Consider the following 21,514-nt stretch of genomic DNA (forward strand, 5'->3'; position numbering starts at 1 on the left):
TGGCGCAACGCTTGCGGGGGAAAGAGGACGGCGCTACATTACGCGAAACCAACTACGCGATAAATAGAGGGATTTAGCGGAATGCGCTACTGGCTACTGGTCTTTGTGACTCTGATCCTGGCAGGCTGCAGCAGCCACCGGGCTCCGCCACCGAATGCACGGCTTTCTGACTCTATCACGGTTATTGCCCAGTTAAATGACCAGCTCAACACCTGGCGCGGCACCCCTTACCGCAACGGGGGCATGAGCCGCCGCGGCGTGGACTGCTCGGCATTTGTGCTGATGACCTACCGCGACCAGTTCAGCCTGCGGGTGCCCAGGGTGACCACCGATCAGGCGCAGATCGGCACTGAAATCAGCAAAGACGAGCTGCTGCCTGGCGATCTGGTATTTTTTAAAACCGGCAGCGGTGAGAATGGCCTGCATGTGGGGATCTATGATACGGATAACCAGTTTATCCACGCCTCCACCAGCCATGGGGTGACCCGCTCTTCGCTGGATAATGTCTACTGGCGCAAAAAATTCTGGCAGGCCCGCCGCCTGTAACGCACATATTCCCCGGGCAACCGGGGAATACCCCTGACACCGCCCGGTGTTTAAAAACCGCCTGACGCACTACACTGCACTCAGGAGGATTTATGAACCCAACGCCCCGATTTACCAACAGCTGGTATCACCAGTTACCCGGCTTCTATACCCCGGTACAGCCGTATCCGCTCACCAATACCCGCCTGATCTGGCATAACGCCCCCCTGGCGGATGAGCTCGGGCTGGATCCCGCCCTGTTTGACTCCCCGGCCGTCTGGGCCGGGGAGCAACTGCTGCCCGGTATGGCGCCGCTGGCCCAGGTCTACAGCGGCCACCAGTTTGGTCAGTGGGCCGGGCAACTGGGCGACGGGCGCGGGCTCCTGCTGGGCGAGCAGTGCCTGGCCGATGGCTCCGTACGGGACTGGCACCTGAAAGGGGCCGGGCTCACCCCCTATTCCCGGATGGGGGACGGGCGGGCGGTGCTGCGCTCAACCCTGCGCGAAGCGCTGGCCAGCGAGGCGCTGCACCACCTGGGGATCCCCACCACCCGGGCGCTGAGTGTGGTCACCAGCGATACGCCGGTCTGGCGGGAGAGCGAAGAGCGCGGGGCGATGCTGATGCGCATTGCCGAAAGCCATCTGCGTTTTGGTCATTTTGAACATTTCTATTACCGCAAAGCGCCTGAGAAAGTGCAGCAACTGGCCGATTACGCCATAGCCCGCCACTGGCCTGGGCTGGTGGCGGAGCCCGACCGTTATGAGCTGTGGTTTCGCGACGTGGTGCAGCGCACCGCCCGGCTGATTGCCCACTGGCAGGCCGTGGGGTTCGCCCACGGGGTGATGAACACCGACAATATGTCCCTGCTGGGGCTGACCCTGGATTACGGCCCCTATGGGTTTATGGATGACTATAACCCGGGGTTTATCTGCAACCATTCTGACCACCAGGGGCGCTATGCCTTTGATAATCAGCCTGCGGTGGGGCTGTGGAACTTACAGTGCCTGGCCCAGGCCCTGTCGCCGTTTATTGCGGTCGACACGCTGAACGCCGCGCTGGATCTCTACTCTCCGGCGCTCTCCCTGGCATGGAGCGGGCATATGCGGGCTAAGCTGGGGCTCTTCACCCCACAGGATGGCGACAACGATCTGCTGGTTGAGCTGTTTAGCCTGATGGGCCGGGAAGGCAGTGACTATACCCGCACCTTCCGGATGCTGAGCCTGACGGAGCAACACAGTGCCGCCTCACCGCTGCGCGATGAGTTTATCGACCGCGCCGGGTTTGATGCCTGGTTTGGCCGCTACCGCCAGCGCCTGCAGGAGGAGCAGACGGATGACAGCCAGCGCCAGGCGCAGATGCTGGCGGTGAACCCGGCAGTGGTTCTGCGCAACTGGCTGGCCCAGCGGGTTATTGAGCGGGCAGAGCAGGGAGATTATGGACCGCTGCATGAGCTGCACCAGGTGCTGATGCAGCCCTTCGCCCACCGGGAGGACGATTACACCCACCGGCCACCGGAGTGGGGCAAGCACCTTGAGGTGAGCTGCTCAAGCTAAAAAAATCCCGGCCACAGGCCGGGACGGAGGGGATCAGAAGCGGCTGGCAACCGCGTTGAATAACCGGTGCAGCAGGGTTTCGGTATCTTCCCAGTTAAGGCACGGGTCGGTAATCGACTGGCCATAGACCAGCGGCTGCCCGGGGACAATCTTCTGGGTGCCTTCCCGCAGGAAACTTTCCGCCATCACCCCGGCAATGGCCCGGGAGCCGTTGCGGATCTGCTGGCAGACGTTGTCGCATACTTCCAGCTGGCGGCGGTGCTGCTTCTGGCAGTTGCCGTGGCTGAAATCGATAACCAGATGCTCCGGCAGATCAAAGCTGTGCAGGGCATCACAGGCGGCGGCGATATCTTCCGCGTGGTAGTTCGGGGACTTCCCGCCGCGCATAATAATATGGCCGTGGGGGTTGCCGCTGGTCTGGTAAATGGTCATCTGGCCGTTTTTATCCGGGGATAAAAACATATGGCCCGCCCGGGCGGCGCGGATCGCGTCAATGGCTATCCGGGTGTTGCCGTCGGTGCCGTTTTTAAACCCGACCGGGCAGGAAAGGGCCGAGGCCATCTCCCGGTGGATCTGGCTTTCTGTGGTGCGGGCACCAATGGCCCCCCAGCTTATCAGGTCGGCAATATACTGGCCGATCACCATATCGAGGAATTCAGTGGCGGTGGGCACACCCAGCTCGTTAACCTGTAACAGCAGGCGGCGGGCCTGTTCGATACCGTGGTTCACCCGGTAGGAGCCGTTGAGATCCGGATCGGAAATCATGCCTTTCCAGCCCACCACGGTGCGCGGCTTTTCGAAATAGGTGCGCATCACAATTTCCAGCCGGGTGTGGTATTTGTCGCGCATCTGGCGGATACGGCGGGCATATTCCATGGCCGCGTCCAGATCGTGAATGGAGCAGGGGCCAACGATCACCAGCAGGCGGGGGTCGGTGCCGCTGAGGATATTTTCGATCCGCTGGCGGGCTGCGGTAACGGAGGCCGCCACCTCTGTGGAGATAGGATAACGGGAGGCCAGCTCCGCAGGGGTGACCAGGCTTTCTATACGCGCGGTCCGCAGTTCATCTGTTTTGTTCATGCAATGTCTCGGGAATTGGGTCTTCTCTGCGGTGATATACCGGGAAGTGATGCCGGTCACAATAAACCAAACCACGCGCGAAGCAAAGCCACGCGCCGGTCCGGCCACCGGGAAGACTGTACCCTAACATATACAACTGTATTTTTGTACTAGTTTGTCAGTACATGCGCCGGCTCAGCCCCATGATATCGAGGATTTTGGTGGCGATCTCTTCCACCGAAAAGTTGGTACTGTTGATATAGGGCACCTGGTGTTTACGGTACAGGGCCTCCACTTCGGCGACCTCCATCCGGCACTGGCGCAGGGAGGCATAGCGGCTGTTTTCCCGGCGCTCTTCGCGAATAGCGGCCAGCCGCTCCGGGTTAATGGTCAGCCCGAAGAGCTTGTGCTGTAGCGGTTTCAGGGCGGCGGGCAGTTGCAGGTCGTCCATATCATCGGCGATAAACGGATAGTTAGCGGCCCGGACACCAAACTGCATGGCCAGATACAGGCTGGTGGGGGTTTTACCGCAGCGGGAGACCCCCAGCAGGATCACCTGGGCCTGGTCGAGGTTGCGCATCGAGATCCCGTCATCATGGGCGAGGGTGTAATCAATGGCGGCAATACGCGCATCATACTTATTAAGATTACCCGGGGTCAGACCGTGGGTGCGGTGGGCCACCGGCGTGGGATCCAGCTTCAGCTCATGCTGGAGCGGGGCCACCAGCGCCTGGACAATATCCTGACAAAACCCCTCGCTTTGCAAAATAATATTGCGGATTTCCGGCAACACGATGGAGTAGAACACCAGCGGGCGAACACCGGTTTGCTGCCAGATGGCGTTGATCTGCTCTTTCACGGCCCGCGCGCGGGATTCATTTTCCACAAACGGCAGGGTAATACTGTCGAAGGTGACCGGGAACTGCGACATGACCGCGTGGCCCAGTACCTCAGCGGTGATGGCAGTACCGTCGGAAATATAAAAAACGTGACGATCGATATAATTATCCATGAAACGACCCCGGTTCATTAATGTCCTCAAGCACTAAACTATAAATTAAAACAAATAGCTGACGTTAACTAATTTGGATTTATAAATAACTGAAACAGTGTTTTTAGTTTTTATGAAATCCCGTAACCACATTTTTTGCACTGTGCGTTTCAGAGTTATCTGTAATATTTATTATGATAATCAGTCTGTTATAAAAATCCTCTCTTTTTCTTAATTTTTAAAAAATATTTTTGCTTGAACGATTCACCGTTTTATCCGCCGCGATAAATATGCCAGGCTAAAAAGGTAGTTTGATGTTGTAACGCCTCATTCCTATATCACAAAAAGGATTGTTTCGATGTCCAATAACGGTTCGTCACCGCTAGTGCTTTGGTATAACCAACTCGGTATGCATGATGTTGACAGAGTAGGGGGCAAAAATGCGTCCCTCGGTGAGATGATCACCAACCTGTCCGATTTAGGTGTATCAGTACCAAATGGATTTGCAACCACCGCAGATGCATTTAACCAGTTTCTGGATCAAAGTGGTGTTAACCAGCGTATTTACGCGTTGCTGGATGAAACGGATATTGACGATGTAGCTGAGCTGGCCCGTGCCGGTGCGCAGATCCGTCAGTGGATTATTGATACGCCATTCCAGCCAGAGCTGGAGCACGCCATTCGCGATGCGTATCTGCAACTGGCCGACGGTAACCCCCAGGCCTCTTTTGCGGTGCGCTCCTCCGCCACTGCCGAAGATATGCCGGATGCCTCCTTTGCCGGGCAGCAGGAAACCTTTCTCAACGTGCAGGGCATTGACGCCATTATGGTGGCGGTGAAACATGTGTTCGCCTCCCTGTTTAACGATCGCGCCATCTCCTACCGTGTCCACCAGGGCTATGACCACCGTGGGGTAGCACTTTCTGCTGGTGTTCAGCTGATGGTGCGCTCTGATCTGGCGGCCTCCGGGGTGATGTTCACCATCGATACGGAATCCGGCTTTGATCAGGTGGTGTTTATTACCGCTGCCTGGGGTCTGGGCGAAATGGTGGTGCAGGGGGCTGTAAACCCGGATGAGTTTTACGTGCATAAGCCGACACTCAGCGCCGGTAACCCGGCCATTGTGCGCCGCACTATGGGGTCGAAGAAGATTCGTATGGTCTACGCCGACAGCCAGCAGCATGGCAAACAGGTGCGGATCGAAGATGTGCCCGCCGGTCACGGTGATCGCTTCTGTCTGACAGACCAGGAAATTCACGATCTGGCCCGCCAGGCGATGCAGATAGAGCAGCATTATGGCCGCCCGATGGATATCGAGTGGGCCAAAGATGGCCACACCGGCAAATTGTATATTGTTCAGGCGCGCCCGGAAACCGTGCGCTCCCGCGGGCAGGTTATGGAGCGTTACACCCTGCATTCCCACGGGCGCATTGTTGCGGAAGGCCGCGCTATCGGCCACCGTATCGGTGCCGGTGAAGTGAAAGTCATCCACGATATCAGCGAAATGAACCGCATTGAGCCTGGTGATGTGCTGGTGACCGACATGACGGACCCGGACTGGGAGCCCATCATGAAAAAAGCGGCGGCCATCGTGACCAACCGTGGCGGGCGCACCTGCCATGCGGCGATTATCGCCCGCGAGCTGGGGATCCCGGCGGTGGTGGGCTGTGGTGATGCCACCGAGCGCCTGCACGACGGTGACAAGGTCACCGTTTCCTGTGCCGAAGGGGATACCGGGTACGTCTACGGCGATCTGCTGGACTTCAGCGTTCAGAGCTCCAGCGTGGACACCATGCCCGCGCTGCCGCTGAAAATTATGATGAACGTGGGTAACCCGGACCGGGCGTTTGACTTTGCCTGCCTGCCGAACGAAGGGGTTGGCCTGGCGCGGCTGGAGTTTATCATCAACCGGATGATCGGTGTGCACCCGCGGGCGCTGCTGGAGTTTGACGACCAGGAGCCTGCGCTGCAAAACCAGATCCGCGAAATGATGAAAGGCTACGACAGCCCGCGTGAATACTATGTGGGCCGCCTGACAGAAGGCATCGCCACCCTTGGCGCGGCGTTCTGGCCGAAGCGGGTGATTGTGCGCCTGTCGGATTTCAAATCAAACGAGTACGCCAACCTGGTCGGCGGCGATCGCTACGAGCCGCACGAAGAGAACCCGATGCTCGGCTTCCGTGGGGCGGGCCGCTACGTTTCTGACAGCTTCCGCGACTGCTTCGCCCTGGAGTGTGAAGCGGTGAAACGGGTGCGTAACGAGATGGGGCTGACCAACGTTGAAATCATGATCCCGTTTGTGCGTACCGTTGAGCAGGCGAAAGCGGTGGTGGATGAGCTGGCGCGTCAGGGGCTTAAGCGCGGTGAAAACGGCCTGAAAGTCATTATGATGTGTGAGATCCCGTCCAATGCGCTGCTGGCGGAGCAGTTCCTCGACTATTTCGACGGCTTCTCCATTGGCTCTAACGATATGACCCAGCTGACACTGGGGCTGGATCGCGACTCTGGCGTGGTGTCTGAGCTGTTTGATGAGCGCAACGACGCGGTGAAAGCGCTGCTGTCGATGGCTATCCGGGCGGCGAAAAAGCAGGGCAAATATGTGGGGATTTGCGGTCAGGGTCCTTCTGATCACGAAGACTTCGCGGCCTGGCTGATGGAGCAGGGCATTGACAGCCTCTCTCTGAACCCGGACACGGTGGTACAAACCTGGCTGGGGCTGGCGGAGCTGAATAAGTAACCCCAGCGTCTTTGCCATAACAACGCCCGGTCTCTGATGAGCCGGGCGTTTTTTTATTGTGGTTTGCCAGGCATAAAAAAAAGGTTCATCGCATTTAAGCGTGGCGGCTGAAGCCTTTTCCCAAAGGGTGGTTTTGGCGAATAGCGATTCGCAGGCGCTTCAGACATTGTGCCGGGATCTGGTCTATGTACGTTTAGTGAAAAGGTTCCGCTCCCCGACCTCCGGTATTTCTTTGTGGCAACCGAACCTGGTCGCGTCCTAAAGGGGAATACCGATTCCCCTTTAGGGATACCCCCGGCCCGCGGGGAAACTGTCGCTGCGCGATATGCTCTGCTGCGCCTCAATCCTGCGGTCCGGTCGGGATTCGACATCCTGTCTCAGCCCTCCCTGTGGCGGCCATCCGGGCCGCCACCCCTGGTCTTTTCAGCTTCGCGCCGCCAGTTTCTTTTACGCGGGACTGGAAAACCCCTGCGGTAAAACAACACAGTTTCAGCGGCTGAAATGCCGCTGAATGTCAGTTAATGGCCGCGAGGGTGTTAAACCCCCGCATAAAGGCAATCGGCGGAAACGCAGGTGCGGCTCAAGGACTGGCTGCCAGGATGGCAGACAGAAGGAAGGTTGAGGCATGGATGCCGAATCCTGACTGGTCCGCCAGAGCAAGCCGGAGTTGCAGCGAACCGCGCAGCGGCGATTGACCGCGGGCCGGCGAGGTCTCCAGGAGGGGGCCGGCCCCCCCTCCTGGAACGCGACCAGGTTCCGCACACAACATATGAGTGCCCATCGTCGGGGAGCGGAACCCGTTCACCGGGCGTTCATATGTCCGAATCTGAAGCGGGCGAGAATCGCTATTCTCACAAATCACCGTTTGGGCAATATCACGCTAACCCGCGATGAACCAAAAAAAAGCCCATCGTGGGAGATGGGCAAAGACTACACACAGCAATTTGGTTATCTACTCAGGGGATGTATCTGTACTTATAAATCAATATGTTGATTCATGAAGGTCTGTTTATACTAGATACTGGCCGGAAAATCGTCGATCGGATTCATCCCAATCGTTACGCAAAAGTAAATACTAATGGGGAAATGTAGAAAGTTATTCCGAAGCGTTGCCCGGGCGATAGCCTGCTGGCTACCGCCCGGCGTTATCAGTGAGGGGTCTCTTCTGATTTGGGCGTGTGCCCTTCCAGAATCTCTACCAGCTCTTCCGGGTCTTCATCCGGCAGGGCGGCCTCATTCACCCACACCACATACAACCGGTAAGACACCGCCAGCACCACCGGGCCGATAAACAACCCGATCATCCCGAAGGCGATTAACCCGCCAATAACCCCGGAAAGCACCAGAATCAGCGGCAAATCGGCCCCCATACGAATCAGCACCGGGCGGATAACGCTATCCATCATGCCGACAATGGCGCTCCAGATAAGCAGCACCGTGCCCCAGGTGGTATCCCCCGTCCAGTAAAGCCAGATAATCGCCGGAACCAGCACCAGCAACGGGCCAATTTGCACCAGGCAGCAGAGAATCATCACCACCGTCAGTAACGTTGCGTAGGGGATACCGCAAATCGCCAGGCCAATCCCCCCGAGGATCCCCTGCACCAGTGCGGTCACCACAACCCCTAAAGCCACCGCGCGGATAGCCTGCCCGGCCAGCACCACGGCCGCATCGCCACGCTGGGCAGCCAGGCGATAGGCGAAGTGGCGAAAGCCCATGCCGACATTTTCACCGCGCCAGTAAAGCAGGGCGCTGAAGGCCAGCATCAGAAAACAGTGCATCACAAAACTGCCCACGTGGGCTATCTGGCCCACAAACCAGTTCGTGGTGGTGCCAATATAGGGCTGCACTTTGGCAACCAGCGCCCGCCCGCCGCTTTGCAGCAGGCTGTGCCAGCTTTGCCAGAGCTTATCGCCCACCAGAGGGATATTACGCAGCCAGTTAAATTCCGGCAGGCTCATATGGCCGGAGGTGGCCCAGTTGACCACCGGGCCGCTGTTATCCACGATACTGCTGACCAGCAGCGCAATGGGGATCACAAACAGCAGCGTGAGCAGGAGTGTCATCACCAGTACCGCCAGGGAGCGCCGCCCCCACAGCAGCTGCTGCAGGCGCAGCAGCAGCGGCCAGGTGGCAATCACCACGGTGCCTGCCCAGGCAAAACCGAGGATAAACGGCTGCACCACCCACAAACAGGCGATAATCATAATGGAAAGAAACAGCACCGAGAGCAGGACCCGTGGAATATCCACGCGTGGGTTCAGGATGGGCATAACTCTGATTTACCTTATTACTTGCCACCGGGGTGGCAGGGGTATCGTAAACGATACGCGATTCAACATGTTGAAGATTTTAGCGCGTTTTTGGTCTCTGTGCGTAGGCCGGGCGGGCGGATAAACCGGATCCCGGGGTTTTAGCGGGGCAATCGCCCGGATGTCAGCCAAACCCATAGTCTGTACCGGCATTGTGTTTTACACTGCACGCTGTAAAACAGTGAGTAGCTCAACGATTAAGCAGGCGGTTATGGTGATGAAAGGCACAATCACAACGTGGTTTAAAGATAAAGGTTTTGGATTTATCAACGATGAGAACGGCGATAACCGCTATTTTCATGTGATTAAAGTCGCTAATCCGGAACTTATCAGGAAAGATGCGGCGGTGACATTCGAACCCACCACCAACAATAAAGGGCTGTCTGCCTATGCGGTGAAGGTTATACCGGAAAGCAAATATCTCTATATCGCGGGTGAGCGCGTTAAGCTCACGTCGATTAAGTCTTACCTGGTGTACAGCGAAGAGGTGCCCGCAGACACCCGGATCGACAAAGAAAACGCGGTGCTGTCCGTCGGGCTGCTGATGAACAGTATCCGGCCCAAATCCACCGGGCAGCCCGGCGCAATGCGCACCCTGAAGAAACTGGCTATCACCACCTTCCAGGGCACGACGCTTATCTTCTCCGAAGATGAGATAGACATAGACGCCACGGTAAAACTACTCAAAGTCTGACGGTCTGGCCGCAGGCCAGAGACAGCAGAGTAATCACAGGTATAATCCCGCATATAATTCAGCGAATTCAGAAGCGAAGATGACAAAACTTACCTTACAGGAACAGATGTTAAAAGCCGGACTCGTCTCCAGCAAAAAAATGGCTAAAGTTCAGCGCACGGCGAAAAAGTCGCGGGTGCAGGCGCGCGAAGCACGGGAAAGCGTCGAGGAAAATAAAAAAGCCCAGCTTGAGCGGGACAAGCAGCTCAACGAGCAGCAAAAACAGGCGGCGCTGGCGAAAGCGTATAAAGCGCAGGTTAAGCAGCTTATTGAGATGAACCGCATCCGGATAGCAAAAGGCGATATTGAATTTAACTTTACCGATAATAACCTGATTAAAAAAGTGATTGTCGATAAAACCACCCAGGCGCAACTGGTCAGCGGCCGCCTGGCTATTGCCCGTCTGGGGGCGGCGGATGCGTATGAATACGCCATTATCCCCGCAAGCGTTGCCGATAAAATTGCCCAGCGGGATGCCGAAAGCATCGTACTGCACAGCGCCCTGAGCCAGGAAGAGCAGGACGAGGACGATCCGTACGCAGACTTCAAAGTGCCTGACGATCTGATGTGGTAAGCCGTTCTGGTGCGTGACAGGTAAAAATACAGCGGCCCCGGGCCGCTGTATTGTTTTCAGAGGGTTATTGTGCGTTTACGGTCGCCGCTTTCATTTTATGGGCGAAGGCCGTCAGCTCGCACAGCATCACATCCGGCTGCTCAAGGTGTTTTTCGATAATCTTCACCACTGCCGAGCCGGAAATGGCCCCGGCAGCCCCGGCGGCGATAGCGTCACGCACCTGGTCGGGCTCCGAGATGCCAAAGCCCTGGAGCGGCGGGGCGGCGTGGCAGGCGGCCAGCTTTTCCACCAGATGGTGCAGCGGCAGGCTGGCGCGGTTCTCGCTACCGGTGACCCCGGCACGGGAGAGTAGATAGGTATATCCCCGGCCATAGTCGGCAATCTGGCGCAGCAGTTCGTCATCCGCGTTGGGCGGGCAGATAAAAATAGGCGCCACGTTATGGTGCATGGCGGCCTGGCGGAACGGGGCAGACTCTTCCACCGGCACGTCGGCAATCAGCACCGAATCCACCCCGGCCCGGGCGCACTGGGCGTAAAACTCATCGATCCCCCGGTTAAACACCAGGTTGGCATACATCAGCAGGCCGATGGGCAGTGTCGGGTATTTGGCGCGGATGGTCGCCAGCATCTCGAAACAGCGGGTCGGCGTGATGCCGCTGGCAAACGCACGCAGGGTGGCGTTCTGAATGGTCGGGCCATCTGCCAGCGGATCAGAAAACGGGATCCCCAGCTCCAGGGCATCCGCTCCGCCTGCCACCAGCGCATCAATAATCGCCAGTGACTGCTCAGCACAAGGGTCGCCAAGGGTGACGAAGGGAACAAATGCGCCTTCGCCACGGCTTTTCAGGCGCGCAAATAAGTTTTCATAACGTTCCATCAGATTTCTCCCCGGGCTTGCAGAATGTCATACACAGTAAAAATGTCTTTATCACCACGGCCAGAGAGGTTGACCACCAGCAGCTGCTCTTTTTCCGGGTCCTGTTTCATCATTTTCAGGGCATAGGCCAGGGCGTGGGAGGACTCCAGCGCAGGCAGGATCCCTTCATGGCGGCACAGGGTCTGGAACGCGTCCAGGGCTTCGTTATCGGTGATGGAGACATAATCGGCCCGGCCGGTGCTGTTAAGGTAGGCGTGCTGCGGCCCTACAGACGGGAAGTCAAGACCGGCAGAAATAGAGTAAGACTCTTCAATCTGGCCTTCATCGGTCTGCATCATCGGGGATTTCATACCGAAGTAGATCCCCACGCGGCCGTGCTTGAGCGGTGCGCCGTGCTCCCCGGTTTCGATCCCGTGGCCCGCCGGCTCCACGCCTATCAGCTTCACGCCCGGGTTGTCGATAAAGTCCGCAAACATGCCGATGGCGTTAGAGCCACCGCCCACGGCGGCGATCACCGCATCCGGCAGGCGGCCTTCTTTTTCCTGCAGCTGGGCTTTGGTCTCTTCACCAATCATGCGCTGGAACTCGCGCACAATGGTCGGGAACGGGTGCGGGCCCGCCGCCGTGCCCAGCATATAGTGGGCTTTTTCATAGCTGCCGGACCAGTCGCGCAGCGCCTCGTTACAGGCGTCTTTCAGGGTGGCAGAGCCGCTGTGAACCGGGATAACCTCCGCCCCCATCAGGCGCATACGGAACACGTTAGGTGACTGGCGCTCCACATCTTTGGCCCCCATATAGATGCGGCACTTCAGCCCCAGCAGGGCACAGGCAATGGCCGAGGCCACCCCGTGCTGACCGGCACCGGTCTCGGCGATAATTTCGGTTTTGCCCATCCGTTTTGCCAGCAGCGCCTGGCCGAGCACCTGGTTTGTTTTATGGGCGCCGCCGTGCAGTAAATCTTCGCGCTTTAAGTAGAGGGTGGTGCGGGTTCCGGCGGTGATATTGCGGCATTTGGTCAGTGCCGTGGGGCGGCCCGCGTAGTTTTTCAGCAGATCGTGAAATTCCTGCTGAAATGCCGGGTCGCTCTGGGCGCTGACAAACGCCTCTTCCAGCTGGCGCAGGGCCGGCATCAGTAACTGGGGAACATACATCCCGCCAAATTCACCAAAATAGGGGTTAAGTAACGTTGTCATGCGCATAGCTTCCTTAGTATGCCCGCAGGGTTTTAAACACTGCTGCCAGCTTGTTTGCATCTTTGATTCCGGGCGCGGATTCCACCCCGGAGTTAAAATCGAGACCGCTACAGCCTGCTCTGGCGGCTTCCACGCAGTTATCGGCGCTCAGCCCGCCCGCCAGCAGCACGTTATCCAGCGGCTGGCCGTTAAGCAGTGACCAGTCAAAGCGCTGGCCGGTGCCGCCCTGGCCGTTATCAAACAGGTATTTATCAACATGGTGCAGATCCCGGGCGGGCAGGGTGTCGCCCACGCTCAGGGCCTTCCAGATCTGAACCTCAGGCGCCAGCGCGGCCCGCAGGGCGTCGATATAGGGCTGATCTTCCGCCCCGTGCAGCTGTACGGCGCAAAGCCCCAGCTGTTGCGCGGTGCTGAGCACCACCTCCCGGGGGGCATCGCGGAAAACACCCACCCAGCGCAGGGGGGCGGCAGACATGACCCGGCGCGCGGTGGCGATATCAATGCGGCGCGGCGAGCCTTCCGCAAAGATAAGCCCCCCGTAAACGGCCCCGGCCTGATACGCCGCAGCGGCGTCTTCCGGGCGGGTCAGACCGCAGACTTTGTTCTCCCCCAGCAGTACCGCAGAGACGGCCTGGTGCAGATCGTCGGCCCCCATCAGGGCGGAGCCAATCAGGAACCCGTTGGCAAAGTGCGCCAGTTCGCGCACCTGGCGGTAGTTGCGGATCCCCGACTCGCTGATGACCGTTACCCCGTGGGGCAGGCGCGGGGCCAGTTGCCGGGTGCGGTTTAAGTCGATGGACAAGTCGCGCAGGTCGCGGTTGTTGATCCCGACCACCCGGGCCTGCAGGGCAATGGCGCGCTCCAGCTCAGCCTCGTTACTCACCTCGGTGAGCACCCCCATATTCAGGCTGTGGGCCACGGCAGCCAGCTGGCGGTATTGCTCGTCGTCCAGCACGGAGAGCATCAGCAGACAGGCATCGGCCTGGTGGTAACGGGCAAGGTAAATCTGGTACGGGTCAATAATAAAGTCTTTGCACAGTACCGGCTGGGTCACAATGGCGCGCACCACCGGCAGGAAGGCAAAATCGCCCTGAAAGTATTTTTCGTCAGTCAGGACAGACACCGCAGAGGCGACGTTTTTATAGACCCGGGCAATACGCGCCGGGTCGAAATCTTCACGGATCACCCCTTTAGAGGGGGAGGCTTTTTTACACTCCAGAATAAACCCGGTGCGGGTGCCCTCCAGGGCGTGATAAAAGCTCCGGTCGCTGGGGACAATTTCGTTCTGAAAGCTCGCCAGCGGCTGCTGCTGTTTGCGTTGCGCAACCCAGATAGCTTTGTCAGCGACAATTCTGGTTAATACGGTCTCTTGCATGATTTATCCTCTGGCCGCCAGGGCTTGTACCTGGTCGAAAGCGGCTCCGCTGTGTAAGAATTCAATAACCCGCCGGGCATTGGTTTTCAGATCTTCTTCCCCGTAAAGGCGCATCAGCATGGCAACGTTCGCGGCCACTGCGGCCTCGTGGGCGCTTTCGCCTTTACCTTGTAACAGGCGGCTGAGAATGTCACGGTTTTCTTCCGGGGTGCCGCCTGCCAGCGCCTCTTTGGTATAGGGGATCAGGCCAAAATCCGCTGCGGTTAATGTGTAGTTGCGGATCTCCCCGTGGCACAGCTCCGCCACCTGGGTGGGCGCATGCAGGGAGACCTCATCCATGCCGCCACTGTGGACCACGGCCGCCCGCTGGTAACCCAGCACCCGCAGGGTTTCGGCAATCGGCAGGACCAGCTCTGCGCTGTAGACCCCAATCAGCGCCAGCGGCGGGTGGGCCGGGTTGATCAGCGGCCCCAGCACATTAAACAGGGTGCGGGTTTTCAGCTGCTGGCGCACCGGCATGGCATAGCGAAAACCGGTGTGGTATTTCGGGGCGAACAGGAAACAGAGCCCCAGCTCATCCAGCGCTTTGCGGGATTTTTCCGCCGTCATATCCAGGTTAATACCGAACGCGGCCAGCAGATCCGAAGAGCCGGATTTACTGGACACGCTGCGGTTACCGTGTTTCGCCACTTTAAAGCCCATGGCCGAGGCAACAAACGCACAGGCGGTGGAGATATTAATGCTGTTGCTGCCGTCGCCACCGGTGCCGACGATATCGGCAAACAGATAGTCCGGGCGCGGGAACGGCGCGGCGTTTTCCAGCAGGGCGGTTGCGGCACCGGCTATCTCATTCGGGCTTTCGCCGCGAATTTTCATGCTTACCAGCGCTGCGGCTAACTGCTCGGGTTTTACCTCACCCTGAACCACGGCGCTGAACAGCTGGTGGCTCTCTGCCTGGGTCAGCTCCTGGGCCTGGTAGAGTTTTTCCAGCAGCGGTTGCAGCGAGGCCGCAGGCTCCTGTTTCTTCAGGGCCCAGTCCAGGGTCTGCTCCAGTAAGCGGGCGCCCTGGGTGGTGAGGATAGATTCCGGGTGAAACTGAAAGCCGCACACCCGATCCGCATCGTGGCGCACCGCCATGACCATACCCTCATAGTGGGCATTAATGGTCAGCCCGGCCGGGATATTGCTGCCCACCAGGGAGTGGTAGCGGGCCACCGGCAGCGGGTTCATCAGCCCGGCAAACATGGCCTGGTCATCATGCTGAATGCTGGAGGCTTTCCCGTGGAGGATCTCCCCGGCCTGGCCGACATAACCACCATAGGCTTCCACAATCGCCTGGTGGCCGAGGCAGATCCCGATAACCGGCAGCTTTCCGCGCACCCGGGTGAGCAGCTCCGGCATGCAGCCCGCTTCGCTCGGGGCACCCGGCCCCGGGGAGAGCATCAGCACCGGGTTGTCCATGGTAGCCAGACGGTCAATCAGGATCTGGGCCGGAACATGATTACGGTAAATCACCACATTGTGGCCGTTTGCTCTGAGCTGATCTGCCAGGTTATAGGTAAAGGAGTCGATATTATCGAGCAGCAGAATGTCGGCCATCAGAATGTCTCCTGTGCGTGATGGGCGGTGGCAATGGCGCGCAACACGGCGCGGGCTTTGTTACGGGTTTCGTCTGCCTCTGATTGCGGGACTGAGTCCAGCACAATACCGGCACCGGCCTGGACGGTGGCCACACCGTTTTCCACCCACGCAGAGCGGATAACGATACAGGTGTCCAGATCCCCGTGAGCGGTGAAATAGCCCACCGCGCCACCGTAACTGCCGCGCCTGCGGCCTTCTGCTTTGGCGATTAACTGCATAGCTCTTACTTTGGGTGCCCCGCTCAGGGTGCCCATATTCATGCACGCCCGGTAGGCGTGCAGGGCATCCAGATCCTGGCGCAGTTCACCCACAACCCGGGAAACCAGATGCATGACAAAGGAGTAGCGATCGACTTTGGTCAGATCCGCCACATAGCGGCTGCCCGGGGTACAGATACGGGCCAGATCGTTACGGGCCAGGTCTACCAGCATCAGGTGTTCGGAAAGCTCTTTATGGTCGGTGCGCATCTCCAGCTCAATACGGCTGTCCAGATCCCGGTCCAGGGAGCCGTCGGCGCGCCGCCCGCGGGGGCGGGTGCCGGCTATCGGGTAGATTTCTATCTGGCGGTTAGCGGCGGCGTATTTCAGGGAGCTTTCCGGGGATGCCCCAAACAGGGTGAAGCCCGTGTCCTGCATAAAAAACATATACGGGCTGGGGTTGCTGTTTTTCAGCACTTCATAGGCGGCCAGCGGCGACGGGCAGGGCAGCGAGAAGCGGCGTGAAGGGACCACCTGGAAAATCTCCCCTGCGCGGATGGCTTTTTGCATCTGGCGGACCACATCACCATATTCTTCATCGCTCTGGCTGCAGTCGCAGTGCATGTGTTCCACGTTTTCTACCGGCAGCGGCGGTGGGGTTTGCTCCAGCTGCTGGCGCAGGTCGGCGACCCGGGCGCTCAGGCGGCTTTTCTCTGCCGGGTTGTGGGTAAACAGGCTGGCCTGAATCCGGGTGCTTTTTTGCTGGTGGTCAATAATCAGCAGGGTTTCTGCCAGGTAGAAGCAGTAGTCCGGGCAGCTGTCATCCTGGCGCAGGGCCGGGAGATCTTCAAAACCGGCCACCAGGTCATAGGCAAACAGCCCGCCGAAGAACATGGCTTCATGGTTGTCGGGCGGTAACGTTACCAGCGCCTGCAACAGGCGAAACGCGTCAAAGACCGACAGGGAACATAAGCGGGCGTCTTCATCAAGCAGCGGGCTTACCGTCGGGAAATGCAGTTCACGGGCGTTGTCCCGCACCTGGCAGGTCACCCCGGCGGGCAGGGCCGTATCAAGGCGGGTGAGTAAGTCTGCGCCGTTCTGGCTCATGGCCTGCAGGGTCACGATATTGCCAAGGGCGGTGATCCGCAGGGCGCTGTCTACCAGCAGTAAACTTTTCAGATTATTTTTGCTGTCTATATCGGCAGACTCCAGCAGCAGTGTGGCCGGACGGTTCGCGCATAACTGATGGAAGACTGCCGCCGGGTTCGCGCGGTAGGCGCCCTCGCCGGTCAGGATCTCAATGGCTGGTTTTTGCAGTTCCATGGTGTTTTCTCTTTATTCTGTTCATAAAAAAGCCCGCTGCTGCGGGCCGGGGTATCTGTTTGCGTTAAGCAATAGCGTTCTCACGGCCCGTGTCAGGTCGTCAGCCACCAGTTACGCAGAGTGATGATTGTTGTCATTTCAGATACCTCGCCGTGAAAACATGCGTACTAGTTAACTAGTTCGATGAATCAATGTCAACAGTAATTTTTGATCCCGCTCAGGAGTGGTTATGATAAGCACTTCGCCGTATGGCGCTTTACACACAGGAGACGCTTTGAACGAGATACCACGACCGCGCATCTATGATTTACATAGCCACACCACAGCGTCAGACGGTCTGCTTTCTCCGCGTCAGCTGGTGGAGCGCGCTGCCCACTACCAGGTTGATGTGCTGGCTATTACCGATCATGACACCACCGCCGGGCTGGAAGAGGCGCGCCAGGCTATCCGGGACAGCGCACTCACCTTAGCACTGATTAATGGTGTTGAAGTGTCAACCGTGTGGGAAAATCATGAAATTCATATTGTTGGGCTGGGTATCGATCCGGCTAATCCGCAACTGATGGCATTTCTGGAGGCCCAGAGCACCCGCCGCCGCCAGCGGGCGGAGATGATAGCCGACCGGCTGGACAAGGCCCGCATTCCCGGGTCCCTTGAAGGGGCGCTGCGACTGGCAAACGGTGGCGCCGTGACCCGGGGCCATTTTGCCCGCTACCTGGTGGAGTGCGGGCGGGCCACCACCGTGGCAGGGGTCTTTAAGAATTACCTTGCCCGGGGGAAAACCGGCTATGTTCCGCCACAGTGGTGTACAATAGAACAAGCTATTGATGTGATTCACCATTCCGGTGGGCAGGCTGTTCTGGCTCATCCGGGCCGTTACCGTCTGAGCACCAAGTGGCTGAAACGGCTGCTGGCGCATTTTGCCCGGCACGGTGGCGACGGGATGGAAGTTGCACAGTGTCAGCAGGCGCCCGATGAGCGCAACCAGCTGGCACACTTTTCCCGCCAGTTCGGATTACTGGCGTCTCAGGGATCGGACTTTCATCAGCCCTGTCCATGGATTGAACTGGGGCGCAATTTACGCCTGCCGCCGGATATCACGCCTGTCTGGCAGGAGTGGGCGCCACCCGTCCTGATTGAAGAGAGTAAAGCATGAGCCAATTTTTTTATATCCATCCGGAAAATCCCCAGGCCCGGTTAATTAACCAGGCGGTGGATATCATCCGTAAAGGGGGGGTGATTGTTTACCCCACCGACTCCGGCTACGCCCTGGGCTGTAAGCTGGAAGATAAAAACGCCATGGAGCGTATCTGCCGCATTCGCCAGCTGCCCGACGGGCATAACTTTACCCTGATGTGCCGGGATCTTTCCGAGCTTTCAACCTACGCCTGGGTCGATAACGTGGCGTTCCGGCTGATTAAAAACAACACGCCGGGTAACTACACCTTTATTCTCAAGGGTACCAAAGAGGTGCCGCGCCGCCTGTTACAGGATAAGCGTAAAACCATTGGCCTGCGGGTGCCGTCAAACCCGATTGCGCTGGATCTGCTGGGGGCCCTCGGGGAGCCGATGCTCTCCACCTCGCTGATGCTGCCGGGCAGTGAGTTTACCGAGTCCGACCCGGATGAAATTAAAGATCGTCTTGAAAAACAAGTGGATCTGATTATCCACGGTGGCTATCTCGGCCAGCAGCCCACCACGGTGATTGATTTAACTGAGGATTCCCCCGTGGTACTGCGTGAAGGGGTGGGGGATACCCGGCCTTTCCTGTAGTACCTCGCTGTCCATGAAAGAGGCATTTCGGCGGAACTTCGTGTACCATACGCCTCCACGTCAGAAGGGGGGCTTATGTCTGGCGCTGCCACTGCCCCCCGGTAAACGAAAAAACACCGACCACAGCGGGCAAACCAGTGTGTTGCCCGCTGTGTTTAAAGTCCCTGAGACGCCTGTGAAGGCGACACCCGAGGAAGCTCAATGAGCGAAAAGTTACAAAAAGTGCTGGCCCGTGCCGGCCATGGCTCCCGCCGTGAAATCGAAGCGATTATCTCTGCCGGTCGCGTCAGTGTGGATGGCAAAATCGCCACCCTGGGCGACCGGGTTGAAGTGACCCCTGGCCTGCGTATCCGTATTGATGGTCACCTGGTGGCGATTAAAGAATCCGCCGAGCAGATCTGCCGTGTGCTGGCCTACTACAAACCGGAAGGCGAACTCTGTACCCGCAATGATCCGGAAGGGCGCCCGACCGTGTTCGACCGCCTGCCCAAACTGCGCGGCGCGCGCTGGATAGCGGTAGGTCGTCTGGATGTGAACACCTGCGGCCTGCTGCTGTTCACCACCGACGGGGAGCTGGCTAACCGCCTGATGCACCCGAGCCGGGAAGTTGAACGTGAATACGCCGTGCGTGTGTTCGGCCAGGTGGATGACAGCAAAGTGCGCGAACTGACCCGGGGCGTGCAGCTGGAAGATGGCCCGGCGGCGTTCAAAACCATTAAATTTACCGGCGGGGAGGGGATCAACCAGTGGTATAACGTGACCCTGACCGAAGGCCGCAACCGGGAAGTGCGCCGCCTGTGGGAAGCGGTAGGCGTGCAGGTCAGCCGCCTTATCCGCGTGCGCTACGGTGATTTAACCCTGCCGAAAGGGTTGCCGCGCGGCGGTTACGCCGAGCTGGATCTCGCCCAGACCAACTACCTGCGCCAGCTGGTTGAGCTGCCGGCAGAAACCCAGAGCAAAGTGGCGGTAGAAAAAGATCGCCGCCGCATGAAGGCTAACAAGATTCGCCAGGCGGTAAAACGCCACAGCCAGGTAAGTGGCAGCGGCAGTCGCCGCAGCAGCCATCGCCAGAATAACGGTTAATCTCTTAAGGGCCCCTGCACATCCGGTGGGGGCACTTTCTCGTATTTCTTCTAAGCCTGAGTGTGCCGGGCATCACAATTCCCTCTAAAGACAAAAAACAGGAACTGTTCAGACAAATAACGCAATGTGTCCGGGCGGGGCGCTTTTTATACTGGCTACCTGATTGATGACAATAACAGGTATCCGCGTATGGAACAGTCGCAAAAAATATCGGCAAGCTACGTCGTGCCCGGCGTCAGAGAGAAAGTCGGTTACGGGCTCGGCGATTTTGCCTCGAATCTGTCTTTTGGCTTCGTATCGTTATTTCTTTTATTTTTCTACACCAATATCTATGGTATCAGCGCCGCTCAGGCGAGTGTGATTTTTGTTATTTCCCGGGTGACTGACGCCATATTTAATATTTTTATTGGTTTTGTGGTTGATAAAACCCACAGCCGTTATGGCAAGTTACGGGCCTGGCTGTTATATGGCTCCCTGCCGCTGGGGGTTCTGACGGTGCTCTGCTTTGTGGCACCGGAAAGTGAGCTTAAATTCTGGTATGCCTTAATATCCTATACCCTCTATTGCCTGGCATACACGGCGGTAAATACCCCGTATTCTGCGCTGACTAACCGGATCACGCAGCATGAGGGGGCCAGAGCGTCACTGTCGGTTTACCGTTTTGTTCTGGCAATTTTTGGCTATCTGCTTGTTTCCACCTGCGCCAGTGTGCTGATCTCTGCCTTTAGCGATGCCCGCGACGGGTATATTTTTGCCGCCAGCTGTTTTGCATTACTCGCAACTTTTCTGTTTCTGGCCTGCTTCGGAATGACCCGGGAGCGGGTCAGTAACGATGCGCACGCCAGGGCCCCAGGGATAAGCGACATGTTGCGCGCCGTTTCCGGCAACCGGCCACTGATGCAGTTATCTCTGTTTACGGTCTTTTTTTACATCGCATACACGGTCTGGATGGCGATCGCCGTCTACTTTATTAAATACATAATCGGTGATGAAAATTTTACCACCGCCTTTTTTCTTATTCAGTCCGCCGCTTATATTCTGGGCTCGGTTATTTCAGAAAAAGCCATCGCCATGCTGGGGAAAAAGAAAATGACCCTGCTGGCGCTGACTATCGGTATTGCGGGGCTGCTGATGCAGTATTTTATCGCCGGTGACAATATCTGGCTGGTGATGACCGGCGTGTGTCTGTTCAGCATTACGCTGGGAATGGGGTTTGTGGCGATGTGGTCAATGATTGCCGATACCGTTGAATATGCCGAGTGGCACCACGGCACCCGGGCAGAGGGCGCTATTTACGGTTTTTTCAATTTCGTGACCAAAATTGCCATGGCTGTCGGCGGGGGATGCGCGGGCTGGCTGCTCGATTACTACCAGTATGATGCCGCACAGATAACCCATGAGGCGATGACCGGCATCACCATTATGATGACGCTGTTCCCCTGTGTCATGTTCGCCCTGAGCGCGATTTTTGTCTGGCGTTATCCCCTGGATGAGCAAACCTACCGGGACCTTGTGCGCCGCATTGCGCTGTGTAACACCTCTTCTGCTGCGCTAAAGGAGGCGTAAAC

Annotated in this window: 17 protein-coding genes, 1 other RNA gene and 1 other annotated feature; of the genes, 9 read left to right on the forward strand and 9 right to left on the reverse strand. The window is 57.9% G+C overall.

The window, feature by feature from the left end; genetic code table 11:
* The first annotated feature begins 81 nt into the window (after positions 1 to 81).
* Both EBL_RS07705 and EBL_RS07710 read left to right on the forward strand, forming a co-directional pair.
* A complete protein-coding gene (locus EBL_RS07705) occupies positions 82 to 546 on the forward strand; it encodes an NlpC/P60 family protein (protein WP_002440167.1) in 465 nt (154 codons plus the stop codon).
* A gap of 92 nt (positions 547 to 638) precedes the next feature.
* Positions 639 to 2,078, forward strand: coding sequence for a protein adenylyltransferase SelO (locus EBL_RS07710; RefSeq protein ID WP_002440168.1), 1,440 nt, complete (start codon positions 639 to 641; stop codon positions 2,076 to 2,078).
* 33 nt (positions 2,079 to 2,111) lie between these two features.
* Here EBL_RS07710 and EBL_RS07715 read toward each other — a convergent pair whose 3' ends face one another.
* Positions 2,112 to 3,158, reverse strand: coding sequence for a 3-deoxy-7-phosphoheptulonate synthase (locus EBL_RS07715; protein WP_002440169.1), 1,047 nt, complete (start codon positions 3,156 to 3,158; stop codon positions 2,112 to 2,114).
* A gap of 157 nt (positions 3,159 to 3,315) precedes the next feature.
* Positions 3,316 to 4,149 carry a posphoenolpyruvate synthetase regulatory kinase/phosphorylase PpsR gene (gene ppsR, locus EBL_RS07720; protein ID WP_002440171.1) on the reverse strand — a complete coding sequence of 278 codons (834 nt, stop codon included), beginning with the start codon at positions 4,147 to 4,149 and terminating at the stop codon, positions 3,316 to 3,318.
* A gap of 337 nt (positions 4,150 to 4,486) precedes the next feature.
* On the opposite strand from ppsR, the gene ppsA reads away from it, so the two are divergent.
* Positions 4,487 to 6,865, forward strand: coding sequence for a phosphoenolpyruvate synthase (ppsA, locus tag EBL_RS07725; protein ID WP_002440174.1), 2,379 nt, complete (start codon positions 4,487 to 4,489; stop codon positions 6,863 to 6,865).
* 895 nt (positions 6,866 to 7,760) lie between these two features.
* Here ppsA and rprA read toward each other — a convergent pair.
* An RNA gene (rprA, locus tag EBL_RS19755) (antisense sRNA RprA) lies at positions 7,761 to 7,870 on the reverse strand.
* 143 nt (positions 7,871 to 8,013) lie between these two features.
* Positions 8,014 to 9,138: an AI-2E family transporter YdiK gene (ydiK, locus tag EBL_RS07730; RefSeq protein ID WP_002443065.1), complete on the reverse strand. Its 1,125-nt coding sequence runs from the start codon at positions 9,136 to 9,138 to the stop codon at positions 8,014 to 8,016.
* 250 nt (positions 9,139 to 9,388) lie between these two features.
* Here ydiK and EBL_RS07735 point away from each other — a divergent pair, with 250 nt between their 5' ends.
* Together EBL_RS07735 and EBL_RS07740 are read left to right on the forward strand one after the other, a co-directional pair.
* Entirely contained in the window at positions 9,389 to 9,871 is a 483-nt protein-coding gene (locus EBL_RS07735) for a cold-shock protein (RefSeq protein ID WP_002443067.1), read from the forward strand.
* A 79-nt stretch (positions 9,872 to 9,950) separates the two neighbouring features.
* On the forward strand, positions 9,951 to 10,484 hold the full coding sequence (locus EBL_RS07740; protein WP_002443069.1) for a DUF2058 domain-containing protein: 534 nt from the start codon (positions 9,951 to 9,953) through the stop codon (positions 10,482 to 10,484).
* A gap of 64 nt (positions 10,485 to 10,548) precedes the next feature.
* Here the strand turns inward: EBL_RS07740 and trpA are convergent, their stop codons facing one another.
* Genes trpA through EBL_RS07765 form a run of 5 tightly spaced genes read right to left on the reverse strand, consistent with a single transcriptional unit; the run spans position 10,549 to position 17,090 of the window.
* Complete coding sequence (gene trpA, locus EBL_RS07745; protein WP_002443071.1) at positions 10,549 to 11,361, reverse strand: tryptophan synthase subunit alpha; 813 nt, start codon at positions 11,359 to 11,361, stop codon at positions 10,549 to 10,551.
* Positions 11,361 to 12,554 (reverse strand): tryptophan synthase subunit beta, encoded by a 1,194-nt coding sequence (gene trpB / locus EBL_RS07750; protein ID WP_002443073.1) that lies wholly within the window; start codon positions 12,552 to 12,554, stop codon positions 11,361 to 11,363. The genes trpA and trpB overlap by 1 nt, the downstream gene beginning before the upstream one ends.
* Positions 12,555 to 12,567: 13 nt before the next feature.
* Positions 12,568 to 13,929 carry a bifunctional indole-3-glycerol-phosphate synthase TrpC/phosphoribosylanthranilate isomerase TrpF gene (trpCF, locus tag EBL_RS07755; RefSeq protein WP_002443075.1) on the reverse strand — a complete coding sequence of 454 codons (1,362 nt, stop codon included), beginning with the start codon at positions 13,927 to 13,929 and terminating at the stop codon, positions 12,568 to 12,570.
* A 3-nt stretch (positions 13,930 to 13,932) separates the two neighbouring features.
* A complete protein-coding gene (gene trpD / locus EBL_RS07760; RefSeq protein ID WP_002443076.1) occupies positions 13,933 to 15,528 on the reverse strand; it encodes a bifunctional anthranilate synthase glutamate amidotransferase component TrpG/anthranilate phosphoribosyltransferase TrpD in 1,596 nt (531 codons plus the stop codon).
* Positions 15,528 to 17,090, reverse strand: coding sequence for an anthranilate synthase component 1 (locus EBL_RS07765; RefSeq protein WP_002443079.1), 1,563 nt, complete (start codon positions 17,088 to 17,090; stop codon positions 15,528 to 15,530). The genes trpD and EBL_RS07765 overlap by 1 nt, the downstream gene beginning before the upstream one ends.
* A 23-nt stretch (positions 17,091 to 17,113) precedes the next feature.
* Positions 17,114 to 17,206 (reverse strand) — a sequence feature (Trp leader region).
* A gap of 113 nt (positions 17,207 to 17,319) precedes the next feature.
* On the opposite strand from EBL_RS07765, the gene rnm reads away from it, so the two are divergent.
* From rnm to EBL_RS07785, 4 genes are all read left to right on the forward strand, one after another.
* Positions 17,320 to 18,246 carry an RNase RNM gene (rnm, locus tag EBL_RS07770; RefSeq protein ID WP_014715963.1) on the forward strand — a complete coding sequence of 309 codons (927 nt, stop codon included), beginning with the start codon at positions 17,320 to 17,322 and terminating at the stop codon, positions 18,244 to 18,246.
* Positions 18,243 to 18,863, forward strand: coding sequence for an L-threonylcarbamoyladenylate synthase (locus tag EBL_RS07775; protein ID WP_002443084.1), 621 nt, complete (start codon positions 18,243 to 18,245; stop codon positions 18,861 to 18,863). Before rnm ends, EBL_RS07775 begins: the two co-directional genes overlap by 4 nt.
* Before the next feature lie 201 nt (positions 18,864 to 19,064).
* A complete protein-coding gene (rluB, locus tag EBL_RS07780) occupies positions 19,065 to 19,946 on the forward strand; it encodes a 23S rRNA pseudouridine(2605) synthase RluB (RefSeq protein ID WP_002443086.1) in 882 nt (293 codons plus the stop codon).
* A gap of 189 nt (positions 19,947 to 20,135) precedes the next feature.
* Positions 20,136 to 21,512, forward strand: coding sequence for an MFS transporter (locus tag EBL_RS07785; RefSeq protein WP_002443087.1), 1,377 nt, complete (start codon positions 20,136 to 20,138; stop codon positions 21,510 to 21,512).
* Positions 21,513 to 21,514: the final 2 nt, after the last annotated feature.

The organism is Shimwellia blattae DSM 4481 = NBRC 105725 (assembly GCF_000262305.1).
GTDB classification, from domain to species: Bacteria; Pseudomonadota; Gammaproteobacteria; order Enterobacterales; family Enterobacteriaceae; genus Shimwellia; species Shimwellia blattae.

Coding starts and splice junctions, on each gene's coding strand:
- EBL_RS07705 (WP_002440167.1), top strand. CDS start 82: ATGCGCTACTGGCTACTGGTCTTTGTGACTCTGATCCTGGCAGGCTGC.
- EBL_RS07710 (WP_002440168.1), top strand. CDS start 639: ATGAACCCAACGCCCCGATTTACCAACAGCTGGTATCACCAGTTACCC.
- EBL_RS07715 (WP_002440169.1), bottom strand. CDS start 3,158: ATGAACAAAACAGATGAACTGCGGACCGCGCGTATAGAAAGCCTGGTC.
- ppsR (WP_002440171.1), bottom strand. CDS start 4,149: ATGGATAATTATATCGATCGTCACGTTTTTTATATTTCCGACGGTACT.
- ppsA (WP_002440174.1), top strand. CDS start 4,487: ATGTCCAATAACGGTTCGTCACCGCTAGTGCTTTGGTATAACCAACTC.
- ydiK (WP_002443065.1), bottom strand. CDS start 9,138: ATGCCCATCCTGAACCCACGCGTGGATATTCCACGGGTCCTGCTCTCG.
- EBL_RS07735 (WP_002443067.1), top strand. CDS start 9,389: ATGGTGATGAAAGGCACAATCACAACGTGGTTTAAAGATAAAGGTTTT.
- EBL_RS07740 (WP_002443069.1), top strand. CDS start 9,951: ATGACAAAACTTACCTTACAGGAACAGATGTTAAAAGCCGGACTCGTC.
- trpA (WP_002443071.1), bottom strand. CDS start 11,361: ATGGAACGTTATGAAAACTTATTTGCGCGCCTGAAAAGCCGTGGCGAA.
- trpB (WP_002443073.1), bottom strand. CDS start 12,554: ATGACAACGTTACTTAACCCCTATTTTGGTGAATTTGGCGGGATGTAT.
- trpCF (WP_002443075.1), bottom strand. CDS start 13,929: ATGCAAGAGACCGTATTAACCAGAATTGTCGCTGACAAAGCTATCTGG.
- trpD (WP_002443076.1), bottom strand. CDS start 15,528: ATGGCCGACATTCTGCTGCTCGATAATATCGACTCCTTTACCTATAAC.
- EBL_RS07765 (WP_002443079.1), bottom strand. CDS start 17,090: ATGGAACTGCAAAAACCAGCCATTGAGATCCTGACCGGCGAGGGCGCC.
- rnm (WP_014715963.1), top strand. CDS start 17,320: ATGATAAGCACTTCGCCGTATGGCGCTTTACACACAGGAGACGCTTTG.
- EBL_RS07775 (WP_002443084.1), top strand. CDS start 18,243: ATGAGCCAATTTTTTTATATCCATCCGGAAAATCCCCAGGCCCGGTTA.
- rluB (WP_002443086.1), top strand. CDS start 19,065: ATGAGCGAAAAGTTACAAAAAGTGCTGGCCCGTGCCGGCCATGGCTCC.
- EBL_RS07785 (WP_002443087.1), top strand. CDS start 20,136: ATGGAACAGTCGCAAAAAATATCGGCAAGCTACGTCGTGCCCGGCGTC.